Raw genomic sequence first — 22,646 nt, 5'->3', positions numbered from 1 at the left:
GAATCTCTCCTGCGGCGTTTGTAAAAAAATCTGGCGGGCTGTTTTCAGCCTGCGCGTAACTCTAGCGTGGCGCAGCTACTGCGCCAGCGAAAGGCGGTCTTGTAAACCGCTCCCGCTTTGACAAAGAGGCTGCGCGCGTGAGCGGGCAGCCTCTTCGGGGCGACAGAAGTGAATCTGTCTTATTGCTTGGCAGCAGCCAGCTGAGCAGCAACTTCTTCAGCGAAGTTGTCGACTGGCTTCTCGATGCCTTCGCCTACTTTGAAGTAGGTGAAGGAAACGATTTCAGCACCGGCTTTCTTGGCCAGTTCGCCGACCTTGACTTCCGGGTTCATGACGAAGGCTTGCTCGACCAGCGAAGCTTCGGCCAGGAACTTCTTGATGCGACCGTCGATCATGTTGGCGACGATGCTCTCAGGCTTGCCCTTCATCTTCTCTTCGTTCAGCTGCATGAATACAGCCTTCTCGCGCTCGATTGCTTCAGCGGAGACTTCCGAAGGATTGAGGAACTCTGGGTTGCTGGCAGCCACGTGCATGGCGATTTCTTTGGCCAGCTGGACGTCGCCGCCCTTCAGGACAACAGCAACACCGATCTTGTTGCCGTGCAGGTAGGTACCGACAACGTCACCTTCAACGCGCACCAGGCGACGGATGTTGACGTTCTCACCAACCTTGGCAACCAGCGCTTCACGTGCTGCTTCGCGCGAGGCGATCAGCGGAGCGGCGTCGGTCAGTTTTTCAGCGAAAGCCTGTTCAACGCTTTCAGCGACGAAGTTCTTGAAGTCGTCTTGCAGGGCCAGGAAGTCGGTCTGCGAGTTCACTTCCAGCAGGACGGCGGACTTGTCGTCGGCCTTGATGGCGATAGCGCCTTCAGCAGCAACGTTGCCAGCCTTTTTGGCGGCCTTGATGGCGCCCGAAGCACGCATGTCGTCGATGGCTTTTTCGATGTCGCCGCCGGCCTTGGTCAGGGCCTTTTTGCAATCCATCATGCCTTCGCCGGTACGCTCGCGCAGTTCTTTAACCAGCGCCGCAGTAATCTCTGCCATTTCAAAATCCTCTTGGATAGGTTTTCAACCATTCCACCCGATACTTGACGGGCGTTCAATTCTGTAAATCCACTTACCAGCACTCATGCAGTAACAAGGTTGCAACGGCGATGCTGACAAGAGGATTTCAAGGTGGCAAAAAGGGGGCAAAGCCCCCTTTTCGCGTGCCGAGTAGACGCTAAGCGTCAGCTACTCAGGCTTCGGCAGCCGGTGCTGCTGCTTCTTCGGCGTACACTTCGGTACCGCCAGCAACGTTGTTGCGGCCACGGATCACGGCGTCAGCCATCGAACCCATGTACAGCTGGATAGCGCGGATGGCGTCATCGTTACCTGGGATGATGTAGTCAACGCCTTCTGGGCTGGAGTTGGTATCGACAACGCCGATGACCGGGATGCCCAGCTTGTTGGCTTCGGTGATAGCGATGCGCTCGTGGTCAACGTCGATCACGAACAGGGCATCAGGCAGGCCGCCCATGTCCTTGATACCACCCAGGCTGCGATCCAGTTTTTCCAGATCACGGGAGCGCATCAGGGCTTCTTTCTTGGTCAGCTTGGCGAAAGTGCCGTCTTCGGCCTGGGTTTCCAGGTCGCGCAGACGCTTGATCGAAGCGCGGATGGTCTTGTAGTTGGTCAGCATGCCGCCCAACCAGCGGTGATCGACGTACGGCGAACCGCAACGTGCTGCTTCTTCAGCAACGATCTTGCCAGCGGAACGCTTGGTGCCGACGAACAGAATCTTGTTTTTGCCCTGAGCCAGACGCTCGACGAAAGTCAGTGCGTCGTTGAACATTGGCAGGGTTTTTTCAAGGTTGATGATGTGGATCTTGTTGCGCGCGCCGAAAATGTACTTGCCCATTTTCGGGTTCCAGTAACGGGTTTGGTGACCGAAGTGCACACCGGCCTTCAGCATATCGCGCATGTTGACTTGGGACATGATAGTTCCTTGATAAGTCGGGTTGGGCCTCCACGTATCCCAATGACCAACCCGCGATCCGAAGATCGAAGGCACCCAGGTCATCGTGTCGACACGTGTGTGGGTTTAATGCTTCCGGAGCTATCCCCGGAAAGCGGCGCATTTTATACCACACAAGCCCGCCGAGCGAAACCCGAATTACCATAGAACGTTACAGGCTTTTGCACACACCGCCCATTAGCGCCAGAATGGCCCCTATATAAAGGCTGTATCAGCGCCATAGCCGCCTGAATCGGGCTTCGCTCTGTTAGAATCCGGCCTTTCCCCAGATTATTCGCGCCTTGCCGCGCCGTAGAGAGCCTGTAATGACCGTTACCATCAAAACCGCCGAAGACATCGAAAAGATGCGCATCGCCGGCCGCCTGGCCGCCGAAGTCCTGGAGATGATCGAAGAGCACGTCAAGCCCGGTGTCACCACCGATGAGCTCGACCGCCTGTGCCACGACTACATCGTCAACGTCCAGAAGGCTATTCCGGCGCCGCTCAACTACAAGGGTTTCCCCAAGTCGATCTGCACTTCGGTCAACCACGTGGTCTGCCACGGCATCCCCGGCGACAAGCCGCTCAAGGATGGCGATACGCTTAACATCGACGTCACGGTGATCAAGGACGGCTACCACGGCGATACCAGCCGCATGTTCCACGTCGGCAACGTGCCAGTCTGGGCCGAGCGCCTGTCGCAGGTCACCCAGGAATGCATGTACAAGGCCATCGAGCTGGTCAAGCCGGGCTGCCGCCTGGGCGACATCGGCGAAGTGATCCAGAAGCACGCTGAAAAGAACGGCTTCTCGGTGGTACGCGAATTCTGCGGCCACGGCATCGGCAAGGTGTTCCATGAAGAGCCGCAGATCCTTCACTACGGCCGCGCCGGCACCGGCATGGAACTGAAAGAAGGCATGACTTTCACCATCGAGCCGATGATCAATCAGGGCAAGGCCGACACCAAGGTGCTGGGCGACGGCTGGACCGCCATCACCAAGGACCGCAAGCTCTCGGCCCAATGGGAACACACCCTGGTGGTGACCGCGACCGGTTACGAGATCTTCACCCTGCGCAAAGACGACACCATTCCTCGCACATCGGCCTGATTCTTACAGGAAAGCCTCTCGATGCCCCAGGTGGATCCCGAGCTGTTCGATCGCGGCCAGTTCCAGGCGGAACTGGCCCTCAAGGCAAGCCCCATCGCTGCCTTCAAGAAAGCCATCCGCCAGGCCGGCGAGGTGCTCGACAACCGTTTTCGCAGCGGTCGCGAGATCCGCCGGCTGATCGAGGACCGCGCCTGGTTCGTCGACAATATCCTGCAACAGGCGTGGAACCAGTTTACCTGGAGCGAAGATGCCGATATCGCCCTGATCGCCACCGGCGGTTATGGGCGCGGCGAGCTGCACCCCTATTCCGACATCGACCTGTTGATTCTGCTCGACAGCGCCGACCACGAAGTCTTTCGCGACTCGATCGAGCGTTTTCTGACCCTGCTTTGGGACATTGGCCTGGAAGTTGGCCAGAGCGTGCGCTCGGTCGATGAATGTGCAGAACAGGCCCGTGCCGACCTGACGGTTGTCACCAACCTCATGGAAAGCCGCACCATTGCCGGCCCCGAGCACCTGCGCCAGCGCATGCTCGAAGTGACCAGCACCGCACACATGTGGCCAAGCAAGGAATTCTTCCTGGCCAAGCGTGCCGAGCAAAAGGCCCGGCACCACAAGTACAACGACACCGAGTACAACCTGGAGCCTAACGTCAAGGGCTCGCCGGGCGGTCTGCGCGACATCCAGACGGTACTGTGGATCGCCCGCCGCCAGTACGGCACCCTCAACCTGCACGCCCTGGCCGGCGAAGGCTTCCTGCTCGAAAGCGAGAACAACCTGCTGGCCTCGTCCCAGGAGTTCCTCTGGAAGGTGCGTTACGCCCTGCACATGCTGGCCGGGCGCGCCGAAGACCGCCTGCTGTTCGACCACCAGCGCAGCATCGCCGCCCTGCTCGGCTTTGGCGACGAGAACCCCAAGCGCGCCATCGAACAGTTCATGCAGCAGTATTACCGGGTGGTGATGAGCATCGCCGAGCTCAGCGACCTGATCATCCAGCACTTCGAAGAGGTCATCCTCGACGACGACAGTGGCAGCGCCCAGCCACTTAATGCGCGCTTCCAGCTGCATGACGGCTATATCGAGGCCGTGCGTACCAACGTGTTCAAGCGCACGCCGTTCGCCATGCTGGAAATCTTCGTGCTGATGGCCCAGCACCCGGAAATCAAGGGCGTACGCGCCGACACCATCCGCCTGCTGCGCGAACACCGGCACCTGATCGACGACGATTTTCGTAACGATATCCGCAATACCAGCCTGTTCATCGAGCTGTTCAAGTGCGAGATCGGCATCCACCGCAACCTGCGGCGGATGAACCGCTACGGCATTCTCGGCCGCTATCTGCCGGAGTTCGGCCTGATCGTCGGGCAAATGCAGCACGACCTGTTCCACATCTACACGGTCGATGCGCACACCCTGAACCTGATCAAGCACCTGCGCAAACTGCAATACACGCCGGTTTCGGAGAAATTCCCGCTGGCCAGCAAGCTCATGGGACGTTTGCCCAAGCCGGAGCTGATTTACCTCGCCGGGCTCTATCACGACATCGGCAAGGGCCGCCAGGGCGACCATTCCGAGCTCGGCGCGGTAGACGCCCAGGCCTTCTGCGCGCGTCATCAGTTGCCAAGCTGGGACAGCCGGCTGATTGTCTGGCTGGTGCAACATCACCTGGTGATGTCCACCACCGCCCAGCGCAAGGACCTCTCCGACCCGCAGGTGATCTACGATTTTGCCCAGCTGGTGGGCGATGAAACCCGCCTGGACTACCTCTACGTGCTGACCGTGGCCGACATCAACGCCACCAACCCGAGCCTGTGGAACTCCTGGCGCGCCAGCCTGCTGCGCCAGCTCTACACCGAGACCAAGCGCGCCCTGCGTCGCGGCCTGGAGAACCCGCTGGACCGCGAAGAACAGATCCGCCAGACCCAGAGCGCGGCGCTGGACATCCTTATTCGCGAAGGCACCGACCCGGACGACGTCGAGCAGCTGTGGTCGCAACTGGGCGATGACTACTTTTTGCGCCATACCGCCGCTGACGTGGCCTGGCACAGCGATGCCATCCTCCAGCAGCCGGCTGACGGCGGGCCGCTGGTGCTGATCAAGGAAACCACCCAGCGCGAGTTCGAGGGCGGTACCCAGATCTTCATCTACGCCCCTGACCAGCATGACTTCTTCGCCGTGACCGTGGCGGCCATGGACCAGCTCAACCTGAACATTCATGACGCCCGCATCATCACCTCGAGCAGCCAGTTCACCCTCGACACCTATATCGTCCTCGACAACGATGGTGGCTCGATCGGCGACAATCCCGTGCGCGTCAAACAGATTCGCGATGGCCTGACTGACGCCCTGCGCAACCCCGACGACTACCCGACCATCATCCAGCGCCGGGTACCGCGCCAGCTCAAGCACTTCACCTTTGCCCCGCAGGTGACCATCCATAACGATGCCCAGCGCCCGGTGACCATCCTCGAACTCAGCGCCCCCGACCGTCCAGGCCTGCTGGCGCGGATCGGCAAGATCTTCCTGGAGTTCGACCTGTCGCTGCAAAATGCCAAGATTGCCACCCTCGGCGAACGGGTCGAAGACGTGTTCTTCATTACCGACGCCGACAACCAGCCCCTGTCCGACCCGCAACTGTGCAGCCGCCTGCAGGATGCGATCGTCGAGCAACTGCGCGTCGACCAGGCGACCGGGGTGCCTTTGACCCGCCTGACTATTTGACCGTTTGACGAGACCTTGCGCCGATGAACAACGCTTTGAACCAGCTTCAGCCCTACCCGTTCGAGAAACTCCGCGCGCTGCTCGGCAGCGTGACGCCTGCGGCGGACAAACGCGCCATTGCCCTGTCGATCGGTGAACCGAAGCATGAGTCGCCGGCATTCGTCGCCCAGGCCCTGGCCGATAGCCTCAAGCAAATGGCCGTGTACCCGACCACTGCTGGCCTGCCAGCCCTGCGCCAGGCCATCGTGCGCTGGTGCGAACAGCGCTTTGGCGTACCCGCCGGGTGGCTGGATGCCGACAAACACGTATTGCCGGTCAATGGCACCCGTGAAGCGCTGTTCGCCTTCACCCAGGCAGTGGTCAATCGCGCCGATAACGGCCTGGTGATCAGCCCCAACCCGTTCTACCAGATCTACGAAGGCGCAGCCTTGCTGGCCGGCGCCACCCCGCACTACCTGCCATGCCTGGACAGCAACGGCTTCAACCCGGACTTCGACGCGGTGTCGGCCGAAACCTGGCAGCGCTGCCAGATCCTCTTCCTCTGCTCCCCGGGCAACCCCACCGGCGCCCTGGTGCCGATGGACACCCTGAAAAAACTGATCGCCCTGGCTGACCGGTACGACTTCGTGATTGCCGCCGACGAGTGCTACAGCGAACTGTACTTCGACGAACAAAGCCCGCCGCCAGGCCTGCTCAGCGCCTGCGTCGAGCTTGGTCGCAGCGACTTCAAGCGTTGCGTGGTGTTTCACAGCCTGTCCAAGCGCTCCAACCTGCCGGGCCTGCGCTCGGGCTTCGTCGCAGGCGATGCCGAGATCATCAAGCCGTTCCTGCTCTACCGCACCTACCATGGCTGCGCCATGCCGGTACAAACCCAGCTGGCGAGCATTGCCGCCTGGAACGACGAAGAGCATGTGCTGGCCAACCGCGACCTGTACCGCGAGAAGTTCGATGCAGTGCTCGAGATCCTCGCCCCGGTGCTGGACGTGCAGCGCCCGGACGGCGGCTTTTATCTATGGGCCAAGGTGCCAGGCGATGACGCCGCGTTCACCCGCGACCTGTTCGAAGCCCAGCACGTGACCGTAGTGCCGGGTTCGTACCTGTCGCGCGAAGTGGATGGCGTCAATCCGGGCGCCGGTCGGGTGCGCATGGCATTGGTAGCGCCATTGGCCGAGTGCGTCGAGGCGGCCGGGCGGATTCGAGATTTCCTCACCCGCTGATGGATCGGCGGCATCGGAACAGCCGGTGCCGCCTGCCCTAAAAAAGCCGCAACTAAAGCTTTATCTACCACTAGATCCGGCGCCTGGCTGGAGACACTTCACGCTCACGAACGAGAAGGACTCCCTCATGAGCGATCTGATCTTTTGCCGTTACCGCCACGACGTCGATCCGCAGCTTTCCTACGAAGCAGCCATCGCGGAAAACCCTGCCAATGCTCCCAGCCAGCCAGGTTCGCGCAAAAAGCGCGCAATTTATGGCTCCACCCGTCTCTGGCAGCCAGGGCGCACCCTGAAATTTTCGTTTCTGGGCTCACCCAGCACCGAACTGAAGTTGAAAATTCTCAATACAGGGAGCCAATGGGTGTCGCAGTCAGGCGCCAACCTTGGCATAGCCCTGTACCACGACAACTACCTGCAGGCCGATATCAGGATCAAGCTCGATCCCAAGGCCCTGCACAATGAGTCTGCCTTGGGAACTGATGCACTGCTGATCAAAACAAACGAAACAATGACCCTGAACGTCCTGGCGGACAGCGAAGATTTCGAGCCGATCGTCCTGCATGAGTTCGGTCATGTCTTTGGCGCGACCCACGAACATCAAAACCCGTTAGCTGACATTCCCTGGAATGAAGGCGAGCTCATGAAGGTCATGACCAAGCAGCGGGGATGGAGCGAGGCCGATGTGCGCAGCCAGTTTCTGGAGAAGCGAACTGAAGCAAATACCTTGTTCACAACCTACGACCGCGAGTCGATCATGCATTATCAAATTGCGCAGTGGATGACCCTGGGTGACTGGGAAGTGGGGGCAAACAAGACGTTGAGCGAATATGATCTGGCATTCATGCGCCGAGCCTACCCCCTAGCCAACACACCTACCTGACCTGCCCCAGATTCGCCTCACTCATATCCAGCTCCCCCAGCACCTGACGCACCACATCATCACCAATCAGGTGCTGGCGGTGCAGGTTGTACAGTTCCAGGCGCTGGGCCCGCAGCGCCCGCAATCGCAAGCGCCGCTCCAACTGGTCCATCTGTTCGGCCAGGGCCTGGGCTTCGGCGCTGTCGTTGAAGGTATCGAGCTGATGCCGGTACTCAGCCATCAAGCGCGCCTTGAGCTCGGCCGCCAGTGCGGCCTGGGAGGCATCCAGCGGAGTACCGGCCTCGCTCAGGTCCTCTGCCTCAAGGGCATGAATCGCCGCTTCGGCGGTGCGACGCCAGGCCTCCTGGGCTTCCTGACGCAGGGCGTCATCCGGGCTCTTGGTCACCCCGCGCAATAGCAACGGCAAAGCAACGCACGCCGCCACCAGCGACAGCAGAATCACCCCGGCAGCGATGAAAATCAGCAGATCGCGCTCCGGGAAGTCCTTGCCGGCGCTAATCAGCAGCGGCACCGACATCACACCGGCCAGAGTCACTGCACCGCGCACACCACCCACGGTCAACAGCCAGCAGGAGCGGGCATTGGGCATCAGCACCAGGTCTTCCTTACCGCGCCAGCGGCGGATCACCCCGATCAGGCGCCAGATGCTCTGCACCCAGATAAAGCGCAAGGCCAGCAGTACCGCGAAAATCGCCAGCACATCCAGGCAGCGCCACAGCAAGGTCGGCCACAGCGAGGCTTCGTGGCTGGTCACCGCCTTGATGATGTCGGGCAGTTGCAAACCCAGCAGCAGGAAGATCAGGCCATTGAAGGCGAACTCCAGCAGCGACCAGACGCTGCGGTTGAGCAGGCGCGTGCTGGTCTGCCGTGGCAGCAGGTCGAGCCAGCTTTGCATCATCCCTGCCGCTACCGCCGATAGAATCCCGGAGGCGCCCAGGCGTTCGGCCAGCACGTAGGCGGCAAACGGCAACAGCAGCATGAACACCACATGAGTGGCCGGGTCATCCCAGCCGCGGGCAATCATCCAGGCGCGCAGGCGGCCGACCAGCCAGCTCAGGGCCACACCAATGGCCAGGCCGCCGACGGCGACCAGCACGAAGGTCAGGCTGGCCTCGGCCAGCGAGAACACGCCAGTGATTGCCGCAGCCAGGGCGAACTTGAAGGTCACCAGGCCGGAAGCGTCGTTCATCAGCGCCTCGCCCTGGAGCATGTGCATCAAGGGGGTCGGCAAGCGGTCCTGGGTGATGGCCGAGACCGCCACGGCATCGGTGGGCGACAGTACGGCAGCCAGGGCAAAGGCCACTGGCAACGGAATGCTCGGCAAGATCCAGTGAATGAAATAGCCGGCCCCGACCACAGTAAACAGTACCAGGCCAACGGCCAGGGTCAGAATCGGCCCGCGCAACTTCCACAGGTCACGTTTGGGCATTCGCCAGCCATCGGAAAACAGCAGCGGCGGCAAAAACAGGAATAGAAACAATTCCGGGTCCAGCGCCACGTGCAGGCCCAGGGTAGGCCACGCCAGCAGGGCGCCAGCGGCGATCTGCACCAGCGGCAACGGCAGCGGGATCATTCGCCCGACCAGTTTGGAAACACTCACCAGCATCAGCAGGATGAGAACGGTGTAGGCTGATTGCATTCGGCGAGTCCTGTTCAATTCAAACGCATTCAATAACTTATGCGGGCCTGGGCACGGTTTTGCCATTGAAACGACATATTAGCCGCTTAGGCTGCCGGCGCACCGCTGCACAAAAGTCGCAGAACCGCCCAGAACCTGTAACACAATGCTACAAAGAGCCATGGCAACGCCAACCCAACGCCGCCGACCATGGCATAATCCTTCACCATTTTTTCCCAGGGGGGCAAGACATGACCAAACGCGACACGCCATTGCACCTTTATGGAATCAAGGCCTGCGACACCATGAAAAAAGCCCGCACCTGGCTCGAAGAGCAGGGCCTGGGCTACGATTTCCACGACTACAAGACCCAGGGTATCGACCGTGAGAGCCTTGAGCGCTGGTGTGATGAACATGGCTGGCAAACAGTGCTCAACCGTGCCGGCACCACGTTCCGCAAACTCGACGACGCCCAGAAGGCCGATCTCGACCAGGCCAAGGCCATCGAACTGATGCTGGCCCAGCCGTCGATGATCAAGCGCCCTGTGCTCGACCTCGGCAAGCGGACCCTGGTTGGCTTCAAGCCTGATCTGTACGCGGCCGCCCTTCAGTAACCCGGCGCCGAGCTTTCATTCAATTTCGCAAGAGGTAACTGCATGTCCACTACCCTGTTCAGCCTGGCCTTCGGTGTCGGCACCCAGAACCGTCAAGGCGCCTGGCTGGAAGTCTTCTACGCCCAACCGCTGATCAACCCGGCTGCCGAACTGGTCGCTGCCATCGCCCCGGTCCTGGGCTATGAAGGCGGCAACCAGGCGATCGCCTTCAGCACCAGCCAGGCCGCGCAGCTGGCCGAAGCCCTCAAAAGCGTCGACGCCGCCCAGGCCGCGCTGCTGACCCGCCTGGCCGAAAGCAACAAGCCGCTGGTGGTCACCCTGCTGGCTGAAGACGCCGCACTGACCTCCACCCCGGAAGCCTACCTGAAGCTGCACCTGCTCTCGCACCGCCTGGTCAAGCCACATGGCCTGAACCTGGCCGGGATCTTCCCGCTGCTGCCAAACGTTGCCTGGACCAGCCAGGGCGCCGTCGACCTGGCCGAGCTTGCCGAGCAGCAACTGGAAGCGCGGCTGAAGGGCGAGTTGCTGGAAGTATTCTCGGTAGACAAGTTCCCGAAAATGACCGACTACGTCGTCCCTGCCGGCGTGCGTATCGCCGACAGCGCCCGTGTGCGCCTGGGTGCCTACATCGGCGAAGGCACCACCATCATGCACGAAGGCTTCGTCAACTTTAACGCCGGCACCGAAGGCCCGGGCATGATCGAAGGCCGCGTTTCCGCGGGCGTCTTCGTCGGCAAGGGTTCGGACCTGGGCGGCGGCTGCTCGACCATGGGCACCCTGTCCGGTGGCGGCAACATCGTCATCAAGGTTGGCGAAGGCTGCCTGATCGGTGCCAACGCCGGTATCGGCATCCCGCTGGGCGATCGCAACACCGTCGAAGCCGGCCTGTACATCACCGCTGGCACCAAGGTGAACCTGCTGGACGAGAACAACCAACTGGTCAAGGTCGTCAAGGCCCGTGACCTGGCTGGCCAGACCGACCTGCTGTTCCGCCGCAACTCGCTCAACGGCGCCGTGGAGTGCAAGACCCACAAGTCGGCCATCGAGCTGAACGAAGCGCTGCACGCCCACAACTAAGTGGTACCATCGGGTCTGGCCTAACGCCAGGCCCGATTTTCAGGTCCGATCATCATGTTCCAGCCCTCCCCCTGGCGCGCTGACTTTCCAGCCATCGACGCCCTGCAACGCCAGCACCAGACCTACCTGGACAGCGCCGCTACCACGCAAAAACCGCAAATCCTGCTCGATGCCCTGAGCCACTATTACGGCCACGGTGCTGCCAATGTGCACCGTGCCCAACACTTGCCCGGCGCCCTGGCCACCCAGGCCTTCGAACGCAGCCGCGACAAGGTCGCCGGCTGGCTGAACGCCGCCGACAGCCAGCAGATTGTCTTCACCCACGGCGCCACCTCGGCCCTGAACCTGCTCGCCTACGGGCTTGAGCCACTGTTCGAGGCTGGTGACGAAATTGCCATCAGCGCCCTTGAGCACCACGCCAACCTGCTGCCCTGGCAGCAGCTGGCCCAGCGTCGCGGGCTCAGGCTGGTGGTCCTGCCGCTGGACAGCCGCGGCCTGATCGACCTCACTATCGCCCTGCACCTGATTGGCCCGCGTACCCGGGTGCTGGCGGTCAGCCAGTTGTCCAACGTACTCGGCGCCTGGCAGCCGCTGGAGCCGCTATTGGCGCACGCCCAGGCCCAAGGTGCGCTGACCGTGGTCGACGGTGCCCAGGGCGTGGTCCACGGCCGTCACGACGTACGCCAACTGGGCTGCGACTTCTATGTATTCTCCAGCCACAAGCTCTATGGCCCTGACGGCGTTGGCGTGCTCTACGGTCGCAGTGAAGCCCTGGCGCGCCTGCGGCACTGGCAGTTCGGCGGCGAGATGGTGCAAATTGCCGATTACCACAGCGCCAGCTTTCGCCCGGCGCCCCTGGGTTTCGAGGCCGGTACCCCGCCGATTGCCAGCGTGATCGGCCTAGGGGCAAGCCTCGATTACCTGGCCGGCCTGGATGCCAACGCGGTCGCCGAGCACGAAGCGGGCTTGCACCGCCACCTGCTGCGCGGCCTCAACGACCGCGAAGGCATCCGCCTGCTTGGCCAGCCGCAAGTCGCCCTGGCCAGCTTCGTGGTCGAGGGCGTGCACAACGCCGACCTGGCCCATATGCTCACCGAACAGGGCATCGCCGTGCGCGCCGGCCATCACTGCGCCATGCCGCTACTGAAAAGCCTGGGCCTGGACGGTGCGATCCGCGTGTCCCTGGGCCTGTACAACGACTCCGACGATCTGCAGCGCTTCTTCGACGCCCTGGATCAAGCCCTGGAGCTGCTGCGATGAGCCTTCCTGTCGCGGCACAGCAAGCCCTGGATGCCTTCGAACAGGCGGCTGGCTGGGAACAGCGCGCGCGCCTGCTGATGCAATGGGGCGAGCGCCTGGCGCCCTTGAGCGAAGAAGAAAAGTCCGAAGCCAACCGAGTCCATGGCTGCGAAAGCCAGGTCTGGCTGGTGGCCGAGCAGCAGGACGGTCAGTGGCGCTTCAAGGGTGCCAGCGATGCGCGGATCATCCGCGGCTTGCTGGCGCTGCTGCTGGTGCGGGTCGAAGGGTTGTCCAGCGCTGAGCTTGCGCAACTGGACCTGCCCGCCTGGTTCAATCAACTGGGCCTGGGCCGCCAGCTCTCGCCCTCGCGCAGCAACGGCCTGAACGCCGTGCTGCAACGCATGGCTCAGCTTGCGGCAGGCACCTGAGCCTGGCGCTCGGACGGGCGTCGGGCGCCGGCCACGAGTTTTTCCACCGCCTTGCTAGCGGCAACCATGCCGAAGGTCGCGGTGACCATCATCACCGCGCCGAAGCCGCCGGAGCAGTCCAGCTTCACCCCTTCGCCGACAAAACTCTTCTGCAAGCAGACGCTTCCGTCGCCCTTGGGGTAACGCAGCTGTTCGGTGGAAAACACGCAGGGCACGCTGTAGTTGCGGGTTACCGTGCGAGAAAAGCCATAGTCGCGACGCAGGGTCGAACGCACCCGCGAGGCCAGCGGATCGTTGAAGGTCTTGTTCAGGTCGGCGACGCGGATCTGGGTCGGGTCGATCTGCCCGCCGGCACCACCAGTGCTGATGATGGTGACCTTGTGGCGCTTGCACCAGCCGATCAGTGCGGCCTTGGCCATCACGCTGTCGATGCAGTCGATCACGCAATCGATATGCTCGCCGATGTACTCGGGCAGGGTTTCCTTGGTGACGAAGTCCACCACCGCATGCACCTTGCACGCCGGGTTGATCGCACGCAGACGCTCGGCCATGACCTCGGCCTTGGCCCGGCCGATATTGCCTTCCTGGGCATGCAACTGGCGGTTGGTGTTGCTGACGCAGACATCATCGAGGTCGAACAGCGAAATTTCGCCCACGCCGCTACGGGCCATGGCTTCGGCCGCCCAGGAGCCGACCCCGCCAATACCGACGATGGCCACATGGGCCTCGCGCAGGCGCTGCAGGCCGTTGTCACCGTATAACCGGGCAACACCGGCAAAGCGTGGATCTTCTGTACTCATGGCCCAACCCCGAAAAAACCGGCGCGCATTATAGGCCTCTTGCGACGCGATGGCACCCTGCTGTGACCGCCGCCCGAGTCATGCATTGGTAAAGGTAGTTGTAATCCTGCTTTAATGTCCTATGCAATCCAAAGACTTGTACGACAAAAGTACGGGCTAAGAACTTCAGCTCCTGAAGCCAATCCAATCTTCTGCCACCGACCTGATCCCACACAGCCTGGGCAGGTTGCACGCAGGATTAGCGCCCTCAGGCGCCCGCCCGTTCCACCTTTCGGAACCCGAACTATCTATGTCATCGCGTAAATTTGGTATCAACCTGGTAATAGTCATGGCTATCGCCGCGCTATTCACCGGGTTCTGGGCGCTGATCAACCGCCCGGTTTCCGCCCCCAACTGGCCGGAGCAGATTTCCGGTTTCTCCTATTCGCCGTTCCGCCAGGGCGAGAGCCCGCAAAAGGGCCAGTATCCTAGCGAAGACGAACTGCGCCAGGACCTGGAGCAGCTCAGCAAGCTGACCGACAGCATCCGCATTTATACGGTGGAAGGCACCCAGGCGCAGATTCCGCGCCTGGCCGAAGAGTTCGGCCTGCGTGTGACCCTGGGGGTGTGGATCAGCCCGGACCTTGAGCGCAACGAGCGGGAAATCGAGAAAGCCATCGAACTGGCCAACAGCTCGCGCAGTGTCGTGCGGGTGATGGTCGGCAACGAAGCGCTGTTTCGCAAGGAGATCACCCCAGAGGCGCTGATCCAGTATATGGATCGTGTTCGCGCCGCAGTGAAAGTCCCGGTGACCACCAGTGAACAGTGGCACATCTGGAAAGACCATCCTGAGCTGGCCAAGCACGCCGACCTGGTGGCTGCGCACATCCTGCCGTACTGGGAGTTCATCCCGATGAAGGATGCCGGCCAGTTCGTGCTGGATCGTGCCCGCGACCTCAAGCAACAATTCCCACGCAAACCACTGCTGTTGTCTGAAGTCGGCTGGCCGAGCAACGGCCGCATGCGCGGCGGTGCCGATGCCACTCAGGCCGATCAGGCCATCTACCTGCGCACCCTGGTCAACAAGCTAAACCGCCAGGGTTACAACTACTTTGTCATTGAAGCCTACGACCAGCCGTGGAAGGCCAGCGACGAAGGCTCGGTGGGCGCCTACTGGGGCGTGTTCAACGCTGCCCGCCAGCAGAAATTCAACTTCGAAGGCCCGGTAGTGGCCATCCCGCAATGGCGCGTGCTGGCGGTCGGTTCAGTGGTACTGGCGATGCTCTCGCTGACCCTGCTGCTGATCGACGGCTCGGCGCTGCGCCAGCGCGGCCGGACCTTCCTGACCTTCATCGCCTTCCTGTGCGGTTCAGTACTGGTGTGGATCGGCTACGACTACAGCCAGCAATACAGCACCTGGTTCAGCCTGACCGTGGGCTTTTTGCTCGCCCTCGGCGCCCTTGGGGTGTTTATCGTGCTGCTCACCGAGGCCCATGAACTGGCCGAAGCGGTGTGGATTCACAAGCGTCGCCGGGAGTTCCTGCCGGTGCAGGCCGACGCCGCCTACCGACCGAAAGTCTCGGTGCATGTACCGTGCTACAACGAGCCGCCGGAGATGGTCAAACAGACCCTCAATGCCCTGGCCGCGCTGGATTATCCGGACTACGAAGTCCTGATCATCGACAACAACACCAAAGACCCGGCGGTGTGGGAGCCGATCAAGGCGCACTGCGAAATGCTCGGCGAGCGCTTCAAGTTCTTCCACGTCGCGCCCCTGGCCGGCTTCAAGGGCGGCGCGTTGAACTACCTGATCCCGCATACCGCCAAGGACGCCGAAGTGATCGCGGTGATCGACTCGGACTACTGCGTTGACCGCAACTGGCTCAAGCACATGGTGCCGCACTTCGCCGATCCGAAGATCGCCGTGGTGCAATCACCCCAGGACTACCGCGACCAGAACGAAAGCACCTTCAAGAAGCTGTGCTACAGCGAGTACAAGGGCTTCTTTCATATCGGCATGGTCACCCGCAACGACCGTGACGCGATCATCCAGCACGGCACCATGACCATGACCCGGCGCTCGGTGCTCGAAGAGCTGGGCTGGGCCGACTGGTGCATTTGCGAAGACGCCGAACTCGGCCTGCGGGTGTTCGAGAAAGGCTACTCGGCGGCGTATTCCCACGAGAGTTACGGCAAGGGCCTGATGCCCGACACCTTCATCGACTTCAAGAAGCAGCGCTTTCGCTGGGCCTATGGCGCCATCCAGATCATCAAGCGCCATGCCGCAAGCCTGTTGCGCGGCAAGGACTCGGAACTGACCCGTGGCCAGCGTTACCACTTCCTCGCCGGCTGGCTGCCGTGGATTGCCGATGGCATGAACATCTTCTTCACCGTTGGCGCCCTGCTGTGGTCGGCGGCGATGATCATCGTGCCGCAACGGGTTGACCCGCCGCTGCTGATCTTCGCGATTCCGCCGCTGGCGCTGTTCGTGTTCAAGGTCGGCAAAATCGTGTTCCTCTACCGCCGCGCGGTGGGCGTGAACCTCAAGGACGCCTTCGCCGCGGCCCTGGCGGGCCTTGCGCTGTCGCACACCATTGCCAAGGCGGTGCTGTACGGCTTCTTCACCAGCAGCATCCCGTTTTTCCGCACGCCGAAGAACGCCGACAGCCATGGCGTGCTGGTGGCGCTGTCCGAAGCCCGTGAAGAGCTGTTCATCATGTTGCTGTTGTGGGGCGCGGCAGCCGGGATCTACCTGGTCCAGGGCCTGCCCAGCAACGACATGCGCTTCTGGGTGACCATGCTGCTGGTGCAGTCGCTGCCGTACCTGGCGGCGCTGATCATGGCCCTGCTGTCGTCGCTGCCAAAGCCTGTGGATGCCGCGCAGCCGGCCCAGGCCTCCTGACCCGGGGGCGGCCTTGCCGCCCTTTCGCCGGCAAGGCCGGCTCCCACAGGACGGGTAAACACCCAACCTGTGGGAGCTGGCTTGCCAGCGATGAGGCGCTGACAAACAGCGCAGATCCAAGGTCCTCAACCCCTGCTTTTGCTATAAGATAACCCCCTCGAATTCGTGCCCTGCCTTGCCCCCGGAGTTCTCCATGACGGCCCCAGCCGACCTCTCGCCTACCCTTGAACTGGCCTGCGACCTGATTCGCCGTCCGTCGGTAACCCCGCTGGACTTCGACTGCCAGAAACAAATGATGCAACGCCTGGGCGATGCCGGTTTCATGCTTGAGCCGATGCGCATCGAAGACGTCGATAACTTCTGGGCCACTCACGGCAGCCAGGAAGGCCCGGTGCTGTGTTTTGCCGGTCACACCGATGTGGTCCCGACCGGCCCGGTGCAGGCCTGGCAGAACGATCCGTTCGACGCCCTGATCGATGCCGACGGCATGCTCTGCGGGCGTGGCGCGGCCGACATGAAAGGCAGCCTGGCGGCCATGGTGGTGGCGACCGAGCGTTTCGTCGCCGACTACCCCAACCACCGCGGCAAGGTCGCCTTCCTGATCACCAGCGATGAAGAAGGCCCGGCCCACCACGGTACCAAGGCCGTGGTCGAGCGCCTGGCCGCACGCAACGAACGCCTGGACTGGTGCATCGTCGGCGAACCCTCGAGCACCAGCCTGGTTGGTGATGTGGTCAAGAACGGCCGTCGTGGCTCGCTCGGTGCCAAGCTCACCGTACGCGGCGTACAGGGCCATGTGGCCTACCCGCACCTGGCCAAGAACCCGATTCACCTGGCAGCTCCGGTACTGGCGGAACTGGCTGGAGAGCACTGGGACGAAGGCAATGCGTTCTTCCCGCCGACCAGCTTCCAGATCTCCAACCTCAATTCCGGCACCGGCGCCACCAACGTGGTGCCGGGCGAGCTGACCGCGCTGTTCAACTTCCGCTTCTCTACCGAGTCGACGGTCGAAGGCCTGCAGCAGCGGGTTGCCGCCATCCTCGACAAGCACCAGCTCGACTGGCACGTGGACTGGGCGCTGTCGGGCCTGCCGTTTCTTACCGAGCCGGGCGATTTGCTCGACGCGGTATCGGCCAGCATCAAGGCGGTCACCGGCCGTGAAACCAAGGCATCGACCAGCGGCGGTACCTCCGACGGGCGCTTCATCGCCACCCTGGGCACCCAGGTGGTCGAACTGGGCCCGGTCAACGCCACCATTCACCAGGTCAACGAGCGGATCCTGGCCAGCGACCTCGATGTGCTGACCGAAATCTACTACCAGACCCTGACCCGGTTGCTTGCCTGATGCTCACCTGCCCGATCTGCAGCGCCGCGCTGAGCACCCTCGACAATGGCGTGGCCTGCCCGGCCGGCCACCGTTTCGACCGTGCCCGCCAGGGTTACCTGAACCTGTTGCCGGTGCAGCACAAGAACAGCCGTGACCCGGGCGACAACCAGGCCATGGTCGAGGCCCGCCGCGACTTTCTCAACGCCGGCCATTACGCGCCGGTCGCCCGGCGCCTGGCTGAGCTGGCTGCCGAACGCGCACCACAGCGCTGGCTGGACATCGGTTGTGGCGAGGGTTACTACACCGCACAGATCGCCGAAGCGCTGCCCGAGGCAGATGGCTACGCCCTGGACATCTCCCGCGAAGCGGTCAAGCGTGCCTGCAAGCGCAATCCGGCGCTGACCTGGCTGGTGGCAAGCATGGCCCGGGTACCGCTGGCCGATGGCAGTTGCCAGTTCCTCGCCAGTGTCTTCAGCCCGCTGGACTGGCAAGAGGCCCTGCGCCTGCTGAGCCCCGGCGGCGGCCTGATGCGGGTCGGCCCGACCAACGAGCACCTGATCGAGCTGCGCCACAAGCTCTACGATGAAGTGCGTGACTACAGCGACGACAAGCACCTGGCACTGGTGCCCGAGGGCATGCAGCACGCCCATAGCGAAACCCTGAAATTCCGCCTGAGCCTTGCCGACAGCAAGGCCCGCGCCGACCTGCTGGCCATGACCCCTCATGGCTGGCGTGCCAGCGCCGAGAAACGTGCGCGCGTCATCGACCAGGCCGAGCCTTTCGAGGTCACGGTATCGATGCGTTACGATTACTTTGTGCGCCAAGACTGAGCGCACCCGGAGCCCCTATGCGCCAACCCGATATCGAGATTTACCTGAAAGACGCCGACGTCGACCACAAGCAAATCGCTGCCTGGCTCAGCGAAGCGCTCGGCCCGTGCAGCGACTGGCAGCAGAAAGGCCAGACCTACAAGTGCAGGGCCGGTAACATTCCAGTTACCTGGTTACCGAAGGCTGTGGGCAAATGGAACAGTCTTTACCTGGAAAGCGACCAGACGCCATGGGATGACGACATTGCCTGCGCTCGCGCAGCCTTTGCCGCGCTGAACGTCGAAGTGCGCTGCGCACCCGGCAGCTGGGTCGAGGAAGAAGGTGAAGAAGATGCCGATCGCTGGATCCGCATCAGTGCCGACGGTGAAGAGGAAATCACCTGGCGCACCAGCTGAAAATCGTTTTCGAAAAGGCCCGCCCCGGTCGTCCGGCGGCGGGCCTTTTCGCTTCTGGGCCCAGGCTCGAGGCTTGTGGCCCGGCGCTTACAGACCGACTACGTCTTCTGCCTGCAGGCCTTTCTGGCCCTGAGTCAGATTGTATTCGACCTGCTGCCCCTCGAGCAGGGTGCGATGCCCCTCCCCGCGAATGGCGCGGTAGTGAACGAACACGTCCGCGCCACCTTCACGCTGAATGAAGCCGTAACCTTTGGCGTCATTGAACCACTTTACACTTCCAGTCTCACGAGACGACATCTGCACTACTCCGGATTTTTATTTTGGAATCGCCTTGCATGCAGAGGGGTCACGGCCCCCTGCCGACGCAGCTTGCCGAAATCTCTTGCAAGCGGCGGACCGAGTATATGACACACTTAAATTAATTTTCATGACCGGGGCGCTTTTTGCTGAACTTGCGCAGATACGGCACACTAGTCGACTGAGCAAATACTCAAAAAACTCATCCAGAGCACACACCGTATGACCCGTTCCCCCTTGCGCCGCCTGATCTTCGGCGCCCTGCGTCGCCTGTTGTACCTGTGGGTTCGCTCCGAGACCATCAACCAGTCGTCCTTTACCCTGAACCTGGATCGCAGCCGGCCGGTGTTCTACGCCCTGCAGTCGCCGTCGCTCACCGACCTTGCGGTGCTCGACCGCGAATGCACCAAAGCCGGGCTGCCACGCCCGGTGCTGCCGGTCGCCGTCGGCACCCTGCACGAGCCTGCAGCGTTCTTCTACCTGACCCCGGAGCCAGACTGGCTCGGCCGCCAGGACAAACGCGGCGCCCCGCCGACCCTGGCGCGGCTGGTCAACGCCATCAGCCAGCATGCCGAAGAAGATGCACAGATCATCCCGGTCAGCGTGTTCTGGGGCCAGTCGCCGGCCAGCGAGTCCAGCCCGTGGAAGCTGCTGTTCGCCGACAGTTGGGCGGTTACCGGGCGCCTGCGGCGCTTGCTCACCGTGCTGATCCTCGGGCGCAAGACCCGCGTGCAGTTCTCGGCGCCGATTCATCTGCGCGAGCTGGTGCAGCACAACAAAGGCCACGAGCGCACCGTACGCATGGCCCAGCGCCTGTTGCGGGTGCATTTTCGCAACCTCAAGACCGCTGTCATCGGCCCGGACATTTCCCACCGTCGCAACCTGGTCAAGGGCCTGGTCCACGACCCACTGGTGCGCCAGGCCATCGCCGATGAAGCCGAGCGCGAGAAAATCCCGCTGGCAAAAGCCGAGGCCCAGGCCCTGCGCTACGGCAACGAGATCGCCTCGGACTACACCTACACTGCCATCCGCTTCCTCGAAGTGGTTCTGAGCTGGTTCTGGAACAAAATCTACGACGGCATCAAGGTCAACCACATCGAACAGGTACAGGGCATCGCCCCGGGCCACGAAGTCATCTATGTGCCGTGCCACCGCAGCCATATCGATTACCTGCTGCTGTCCTACCTGCTGTTTCGCAACGGCCTGACCCCGCCGCACATCGCCGCCGGGATCAACCTCAACATGCCGGTGATCGGCGGTCTGCTGCGCCGTGGCGGGGCGTTCTTCATGCGCCGCACGTTCAAGGGCAACCCGCTGTACACCGCAGTGTTCAACGAGTACCTGCATACCCTGTTCACCAAGGGCTTCCCGGTCGAGTACTTCGTCGAAGGCGGACGCTCGCGCACCGGGCGCATGCTCCAGCCAAAAACCGGCATGCTCGCCATCACCCTGCGCAGCTACCTGCGCTCCTCGCGCACGCCAATCGTCTTCGTGCCGGTGTACATCGGCTATGAACGCGTGCTCGAAGGCCGCACCTACCTGGGCGAACTGCGCGGGGCGAGCAAGAAGAAAGAGTCGATCTTCGACATCTTCAAGGTCATCGGCGCACTCAAGCAGCGCTTCGGCCAGGTGGCGGTCAACTTCGGCGAACCGATACGCCTCGGGGCCTTCCTCGACCAGCAGCAACCCGGCTGGCGCGAGCAGGAACACGGACCGCAGTTCCGCCCGGCCTGGCTCAACGAGACCACCTCGCGCCTGGGCGAAAAGGTCGCCCAGCACCTGAACGAGGCTGCGGCGATCAACCCGGTCAACCTGGTGGCCCTGGCGCTGCTCTCCACCAGCCGCCTGGCCCTGGACCAACGCGCCCTGGCGCGGGTGCTGGACCTGTACCTGGCGCTGCTGCGCAAGGTGCCCTACTCGCCGCACACCACGCTGCCTGAAGGCGATGGCCTGGCGCTGATCAGCCACGTCAAGGGCATGGACCTGCTGGCCGAGCAGAGCGACGCACTGGGCAAGATCCTCTACCTGGACGAGCAGAACGCCGTCCTGATGACCTACTACCGCAACAACGTGCTGCACATCTTCGCCCTGCCGGCCTTGCTGGCGAGCTTCTTCCAGAGCAGTTCGCGGATGAGCCGCGAACTGATCCTGCAGTACACCCGGGCCTTGTACCCGTACCTGCAATCGGAGCTGTTCATTCGCTGGGAGCTCGATGAGCTGGACGCGGTCATCGACCAGTGGCTGGAGGCGTTCGTCGAGCAAGGCCTGCTGCGTTTTGAAAACGGCGTGTACCTGCGCCCGGCACCGAGTTCGCGGCAGTTCGTGCTGCTGACCCTGCTGGCCCGCGCCATCACCCAAACCCTGCAGCGCTTCTACATGGCCACCGCCTTGCTGCTCAACAGCGGCCAGCACACGCTGAGTGCCGAAGAGCTGGAAGACCTGTGCGTGATCATGGCCCAGCGCCTGTCGATCCTGCATGGCCTGAATGCACCGGAGTTCTTCGACAAGACCCTGTTCCGCCACTTCATCCAGACCCAGATCGAGCAAGGCGTATTGCGTCCGGATACCACCGGCAAACTCGGGTATCACGAAAAACTCAGCGAACTGGCAGAGGGCGCGGCCAAGCGCGTGCTGTCGGCGGAGGTGCGCCTGTCTATTCGCCAGGTCGCCCTGCAGCGCAGTGAAGAAACCACCGAAACCGCGGCATAAGCCATACTGGCCAGTGCCTTTGGAGCAACACGAATCGAACCGCCTGGCGACCGCAACCGCGGCGCCGGCGCTAAGGAGCTACTGATGAAAAAACTGTCCCTGATCCTTCTTGGCAGCCTGCTGGCCGCGTGCAGCAGCACCCCTGAAGCCCCCAAGGCCAGCCTCGACGGCGAAGTCTTTTACCTGCAACGCATCGCCCTGCCGCCCGCCGCTACCCTGAGCGTCGCCCTGCAGGACGTTTCGCTGATGGACGCCCCTGCCGTTACCCTGGCCAGCCAGAGCGGCCCGGTCAAAGGCAATGTGCCGCTACCCTTCCACCTGAGCTACGACCCGGCCCAGGTCAAGCCCGGCCACCGCTATGCAGTGAGCGCGCGGATCGAGCTGGACGGCAAGCTGCTGTTCATCAACACCGAGCACCATGGCGTGCAACTTGATGGCAACGACCCGCAGCCGGTGCGCATCAAGGTCGATGCCGTTCGTTGATTGAATGTTTTTCCTTCGCATAAGGA

Annotated in this window: 19 protein-coding genes; 14 read left to right on the top strand and 5 right to left on the bottom strand. The window is 62.3% G+C overall.

Features of this window, described 5'->3' with window-relative positions:
* Positions 1–179 precede the first annotated feature (179 nt).
* Together tsf and rpsB are read right to left on the bottom strand one after the other, a co-directional pair.
* Positions 180–1,043: a translation elongation factor Ts gene (gene tsf, locus ABIE20_RS08905; RefSeq protein ID WP_429504474.1), complete on the bottom strand. Its 864-nt coding sequence runs from the start codon at positions 1,041–1,043 to the stop codon at positions 180–182.
* 193 nt (positions 1,044–1,236) lie between these two features.
* On the bottom strand, positions 1,237–1,977 hold the full coding sequence (gene rpsB / locus ABIE20_RS08900) for a 30S ribosomal protein S2 (protein WP_045193628.1): 741 nt from the start codon (positions 1,975–1,977) through the stop codon (positions 1,237–1,239).
* A gap of 344 nt (positions 1,978–2,321) precedes the next feature.
* Between rpsB and map the strand changes: the two genes are divergently transcribed.
* From map to ABIE20_RS08880, 4 genes are all read left to right on the top strand, one after another.
* Complete coding sequence (gene map / locus ABIE20_RS08895; RefSeq protein WP_429504472.1) at positions 2,322–3,104, top strand: type I methionyl aminopeptidase; 783 nt, start codon at positions 2,322–2,324, stop codon at positions 3,102–3,104.
* A 21-nt stretch (positions 3,105–3,125) separates the two neighbouring features.
* Positions 3,126–5,825, top strand: coding sequence for a [protein-PII] uridylyltransferase (locus tag ABIE20_RS08890; RefSeq protein ID WP_429504470.1), 2,700 nt, complete (start codon positions 3,126–3,128; stop codon positions 5,823–5,825).
* 23 nt (positions 5,826–5,848) lie between these two features.
* Complete coding sequence (gene dapC / locus ABIE20_RS08885; protein WP_429504468.1) at positions 5,849–7,042, top strand: succinyldiaminopimelate transaminase; 1,194 nt, start codon at positions 5,849–5,851, stop codon at positions 7,040–7,042.
* A 127-nt stretch (positions 7,043–7,169) separates the two neighbouring features.
* Positions 7,170–7,922 carry a M12 family metallopeptidase gene (locus tag ABIE20_RS08880; RefSeq protein ID WP_429504466.1) on the top strand — a complete coding sequence of 251 codons (753 nt, stop codon included), beginning with the start codon at positions 7,170–7,172 and terminating at the stop codon, positions 7,920–7,922.
* On the opposite strand, the gene ABIE20_RS08875 is transcribed toward ABIE20_RS08880, so the two are convergent.
* Positions 7,915–9,561, bottom strand: a complete 1,647-nt coding sequence (locus tag ABIE20_RS08875; protein WP_429504464.1) for a Na+/H+ antiporter — start codon at positions 9,559–9,561, stop codon at positions 7,915–7,917. The two genes, ABIE20_RS08880 and ABIE20_RS08875, sit on opposite strands and share 8 nt — an antisense overlap.
* 230 nt (positions 9,562–9,791) lie before the next feature.
* Between ABIE20_RS08875 and ABIE20_RS08870 the strand changes: the two genes are divergently transcribed.
* The 4 genes from ABIE20_RS08870 to ABIE20_RS08855 are packed head-to-tail and all read left to right on the top strand — an operon-like array spanning position 9,792 to position 12,898.
* Positions 9,792–10,154, top strand: coding sequence for an ArsC family reductase (locus tag ABIE20_RS08870; RefSeq protein WP_429504462.1), 363 nt, complete (start codon positions 9,792–9,794; stop codon positions 10,152–10,154).
* Between the two features lie 42 nt (positions 10,155–10,196).
* Positions 10,197–11,231, top strand: coding sequence for a 2,3,4,5-tetrahydropyridine-2,6-dicarboxylate N-succinyltransferase (gene dapD / locus ABIE20_RS08865; protein ID WP_429504460.1), 1,035 nt, complete (start codon positions 10,197–10,199; stop codon positions 11,229–11,231).
* A 54-nt stretch (positions 11,232–11,285) separates the two neighbouring features.
* Positions 11,286–12,491 (top strand): aminotransferase class V-fold PLP-dependent enzyme, encoded by a 1,206-nt coding sequence (locus tag ABIE20_RS08860; protein WP_429504458.1) that lies wholly within the window; start codon positions 11,286–11,288, stop codon positions 12,489–12,491.
* Entirely contained in the window at positions 12,488–12,898 is a 411-nt protein-coding gene (locus ABIE20_RS08855; protein WP_429504456.1) for a SufE family protein, read from the top strand. Before ABIE20_RS08860 ends, ABIE20_RS08855 begins: the two co-directional genes overlap by 4 nt.
* On the opposite strand, the gene tcdA is transcribed toward ABIE20_RS08855, so the two are convergent.
* The gene (gene tcdA, locus ABIE20_RS08850) at positions 12,877–13,698 is read right to left on the bottom strand and encodes a tRNA cyclic N6-threonylcarbamoyladenosine(37) synthase TcdA (RefSeq protein ID WP_429504454.1); all 822 of its coding nucleotides are present in this window, start codon (positions 13,696–13,698) and stop codon (positions 12,877–12,879) included. The two genes, ABIE20_RS08855 and tcdA, sit on opposite strands and share 22 nt — an antisense overlap.
* 289 nt (positions 13,699–13,987) lie before the next feature.
* Between tcdA and ABIE20_RS08845 the strand changes: the two genes are divergently transcribed.
* The 4 genes from ABIE20_RS08845 (at position 13,988) to ABIE20_RS08830 (ending at position 19,131) form a co-directional block, all read left to right on the top strand.
* The gene (locus tag ABIE20_RS08845; protein WP_429504452.1) at positions 13,988–16,579 is read left to right on the top strand and encodes a glycosyltransferase; all 2,592 of its coding nucleotides are present in this window, start codon (positions 13,988–13,990) and stop codon (positions 16,577–16,579) included.
* Between the two features lie 193 nt (positions 16,580–16,772).
* On the top strand, positions 16,773–17,924 hold the full coding sequence (gene dapE, locus ABIE20_RS08840) for a succinyl-diaminopimelate desuccinylase (protein WP_429504450.1): 1,152 nt from the start codon (positions 16,773–16,775) through the stop codon (positions 17,922–17,924).
* On the top strand, positions 17,924–18,736 hold the full coding sequence (locus ABIE20_RS08835) for a putative RNA methyltransferase (protein ID WP_429504448.1): 813 nt from the start codon (positions 17,924–17,926) through the stop codon (positions 18,734–18,736). The genes dapE and ABIE20_RS08835 overlap by 1 nt, the downstream gene beginning before the upstream one ends.
* Positions 18,737–18,753: 17 nt before the next feature.
* Positions 18,754–19,131, top strand: a complete 378-nt coding sequence (locus tag ABIE20_RS08830; protein WP_429504447.1) for a hypothetical protein — start codon at positions 18,754–18,756, stop codon at positions 19,129–19,131.
* Positions 19,132–19,218: 87 nt separating this feature from the next.
* On the opposite strand, the gene ABIE20_RS08825 is transcribed toward ABIE20_RS08830, so the two are convergent.
* Positions 19,219–19,428, bottom strand: a complete 210-nt coding sequence (locus ABIE20_RS08825) for a cold-shock protein (RefSeq protein ID WP_038996759.1) — start codon at positions 19,426–19,428, stop codon at positions 19,219–19,221.
* 222 nt (positions 19,429–19,650) lie between these two features.
* Between ABIE20_RS08825 and plsB the strand changes: the two genes are divergently transcribed.
* Positions 19,651–22,137: a glycerol-3-phosphate 1-O-acyltransferase PlsB gene (gene plsB / locus ABIE20_RS08820; RefSeq protein WP_429504444.1), complete on the top strand. Its 2,487-nt coding sequence runs from the start codon at positions 19,651–19,653 to the stop codon at positions 22,135–22,137.
* A gap of 84 nt (positions 22,138–22,221) precedes the next feature.
* Complete coding sequence (locus tag ABIE20_RS08815; RefSeq protein ID WP_038996762.1) at positions 22,222–22,620, top strand: YbaY family lipoprotein; 399 nt, start codon at positions 22,222–22,224, stop codon at positions 22,618–22,620.
* Positions 22,621–22,646 lie beyond the last annotated feature (26 nt).

Origin of the sequence: Pseudomonas sp. 2835 (genome assembly GCF_050435905.1) — a bacterium.
Classification (GTDB): Bacteria; Pseudomonadota; Gammaproteobacteria; order Pseudomonadales; family Pseudomonadaceae; genus Aquipseudomonas.
The sequence above is the reverse complement of the archived record's forward strand: the minus strand, read 5'-3'. Positions and strand labels throughout refer to the sequence as shown.

Coding starts and splice junctions, on each gene's coding strand:
- tsf (WP_429504474.1), bottom strand. CDS start 1,043: ATGGCAGAGATTACTGCGGCGCTGGTTAAAGAACTGCGCGAGCGTACC.
- rpsB (WP_045193628.1), bottom strand. CDS start 1,977: ATGTCCCAAGTCAACATGCGCGATATGCTGAAGGCCGGTGTGCACTTC.
- map (WP_429504472.1), top strand. CDS start 2,322: ATGACCGTTACCATCAAAACCGCCGAAGACATCGAAAAGATGCGCATC.
- ABIE20_RS08890 (WP_429504470.1), top strand. CDS start 3,126: ATGCCCCAGGTGGATCCCGAGCTGTTCGATCGCGGCCAGTTCCAGGCG.
- dapC (WP_429504468.1), top strand. CDS start 5,849: ATGAACAACGCTTTGAACCAGCTTCAGCCCTACCCGTTCGAGAAACTC.
- ABIE20_RS08880 (WP_429504466.1), top strand. CDS start 7,170: ATGAGCGATCTGATCTTTTGCCGTTACCGCCACGACGTCGATCCGCAG.
- ABIE20_RS08875 (WP_429504464.1), bottom strand. CDS start 9,561: ATGCAATCAGCCTACACCGTTCTCATCCTGCTGATGCTGGTGAGTGTT.
- ABIE20_RS08870 (WP_429504462.1), top strand. CDS start 9,792: ATGACCAAACGCGACACGCCATTGCACCTTTATGGAATCAAGGCCTGC.
- dapD (WP_429504460.1), top strand. CDS start 10,197: ATGTCCACTACCCTGTTCAGCCTGGCCTTCGGTGTCGGCACCCAGAAC.
- ABIE20_RS08860 (WP_429504458.1), top strand. CDS start 11,286: ATGTTCCAGCCCTCCCCCTGGCGCGCTGACTTTCCAGCCATCGACGCC.
- ABIE20_RS08855 (WP_429504456.1), top strand. CDS start 12,488: ATGAGCCTTCCTGTCGCGGCACAGCAAGCCCTGGATGCCTTCGAACAG.
- tcdA (WP_429504454.1), bottom strand. CDS start 13,698: ATGAGTACAGAAGATCCACGCTTTGCCGGTGTTGCCCGGTTATACGGT.
- ABIE20_RS08845 (WP_429504452.1), top strand. CDS start 13,988: ATGTCATCGCGTAAATTTGGTATCAACCTGGTAATAGTCATGGCTATC.
- dapE (WP_429504450.1), top strand. CDS start 16,773: ATGACGGCCCCAGCCGACCTCTCGCCTACCCTTGAACTGGCCTGCGAC.
- ABIE20_RS08835 (WP_429504448.1), top strand. CDS start 17,924: ATGCTCACCTGCCCGATCTGCAGCGCCGCGCTGAGCACCCTCGACAAT.
- ABIE20_RS08830 (WP_429504447.1), top strand. CDS start 18,754: ATGCGCCAACCCGATATCGAGATTTACCTGAAAGACGCCGACGTCGAC.
- ABIE20_RS08825 (WP_038996759.1), bottom strand. CDS start 19,428: ATGTCGTCTCGTGAGACTGGAAGTGTAAAGTGGTTCAATGACGCCAAA.
- plsB (WP_429504444.1), top strand. CDS start 19,651: ATGACCCGTTCCCCCTTGCGCCGCCTGATCTTCGGCGCCCTGCGTCGC.
- ABIE20_RS08815 (WP_038996762.1), top strand. CDS start 22,222: ATGAAAAAACTGTCCCTGATCCTTCTTGGCAGCCTGCTGGCCGCGTGC.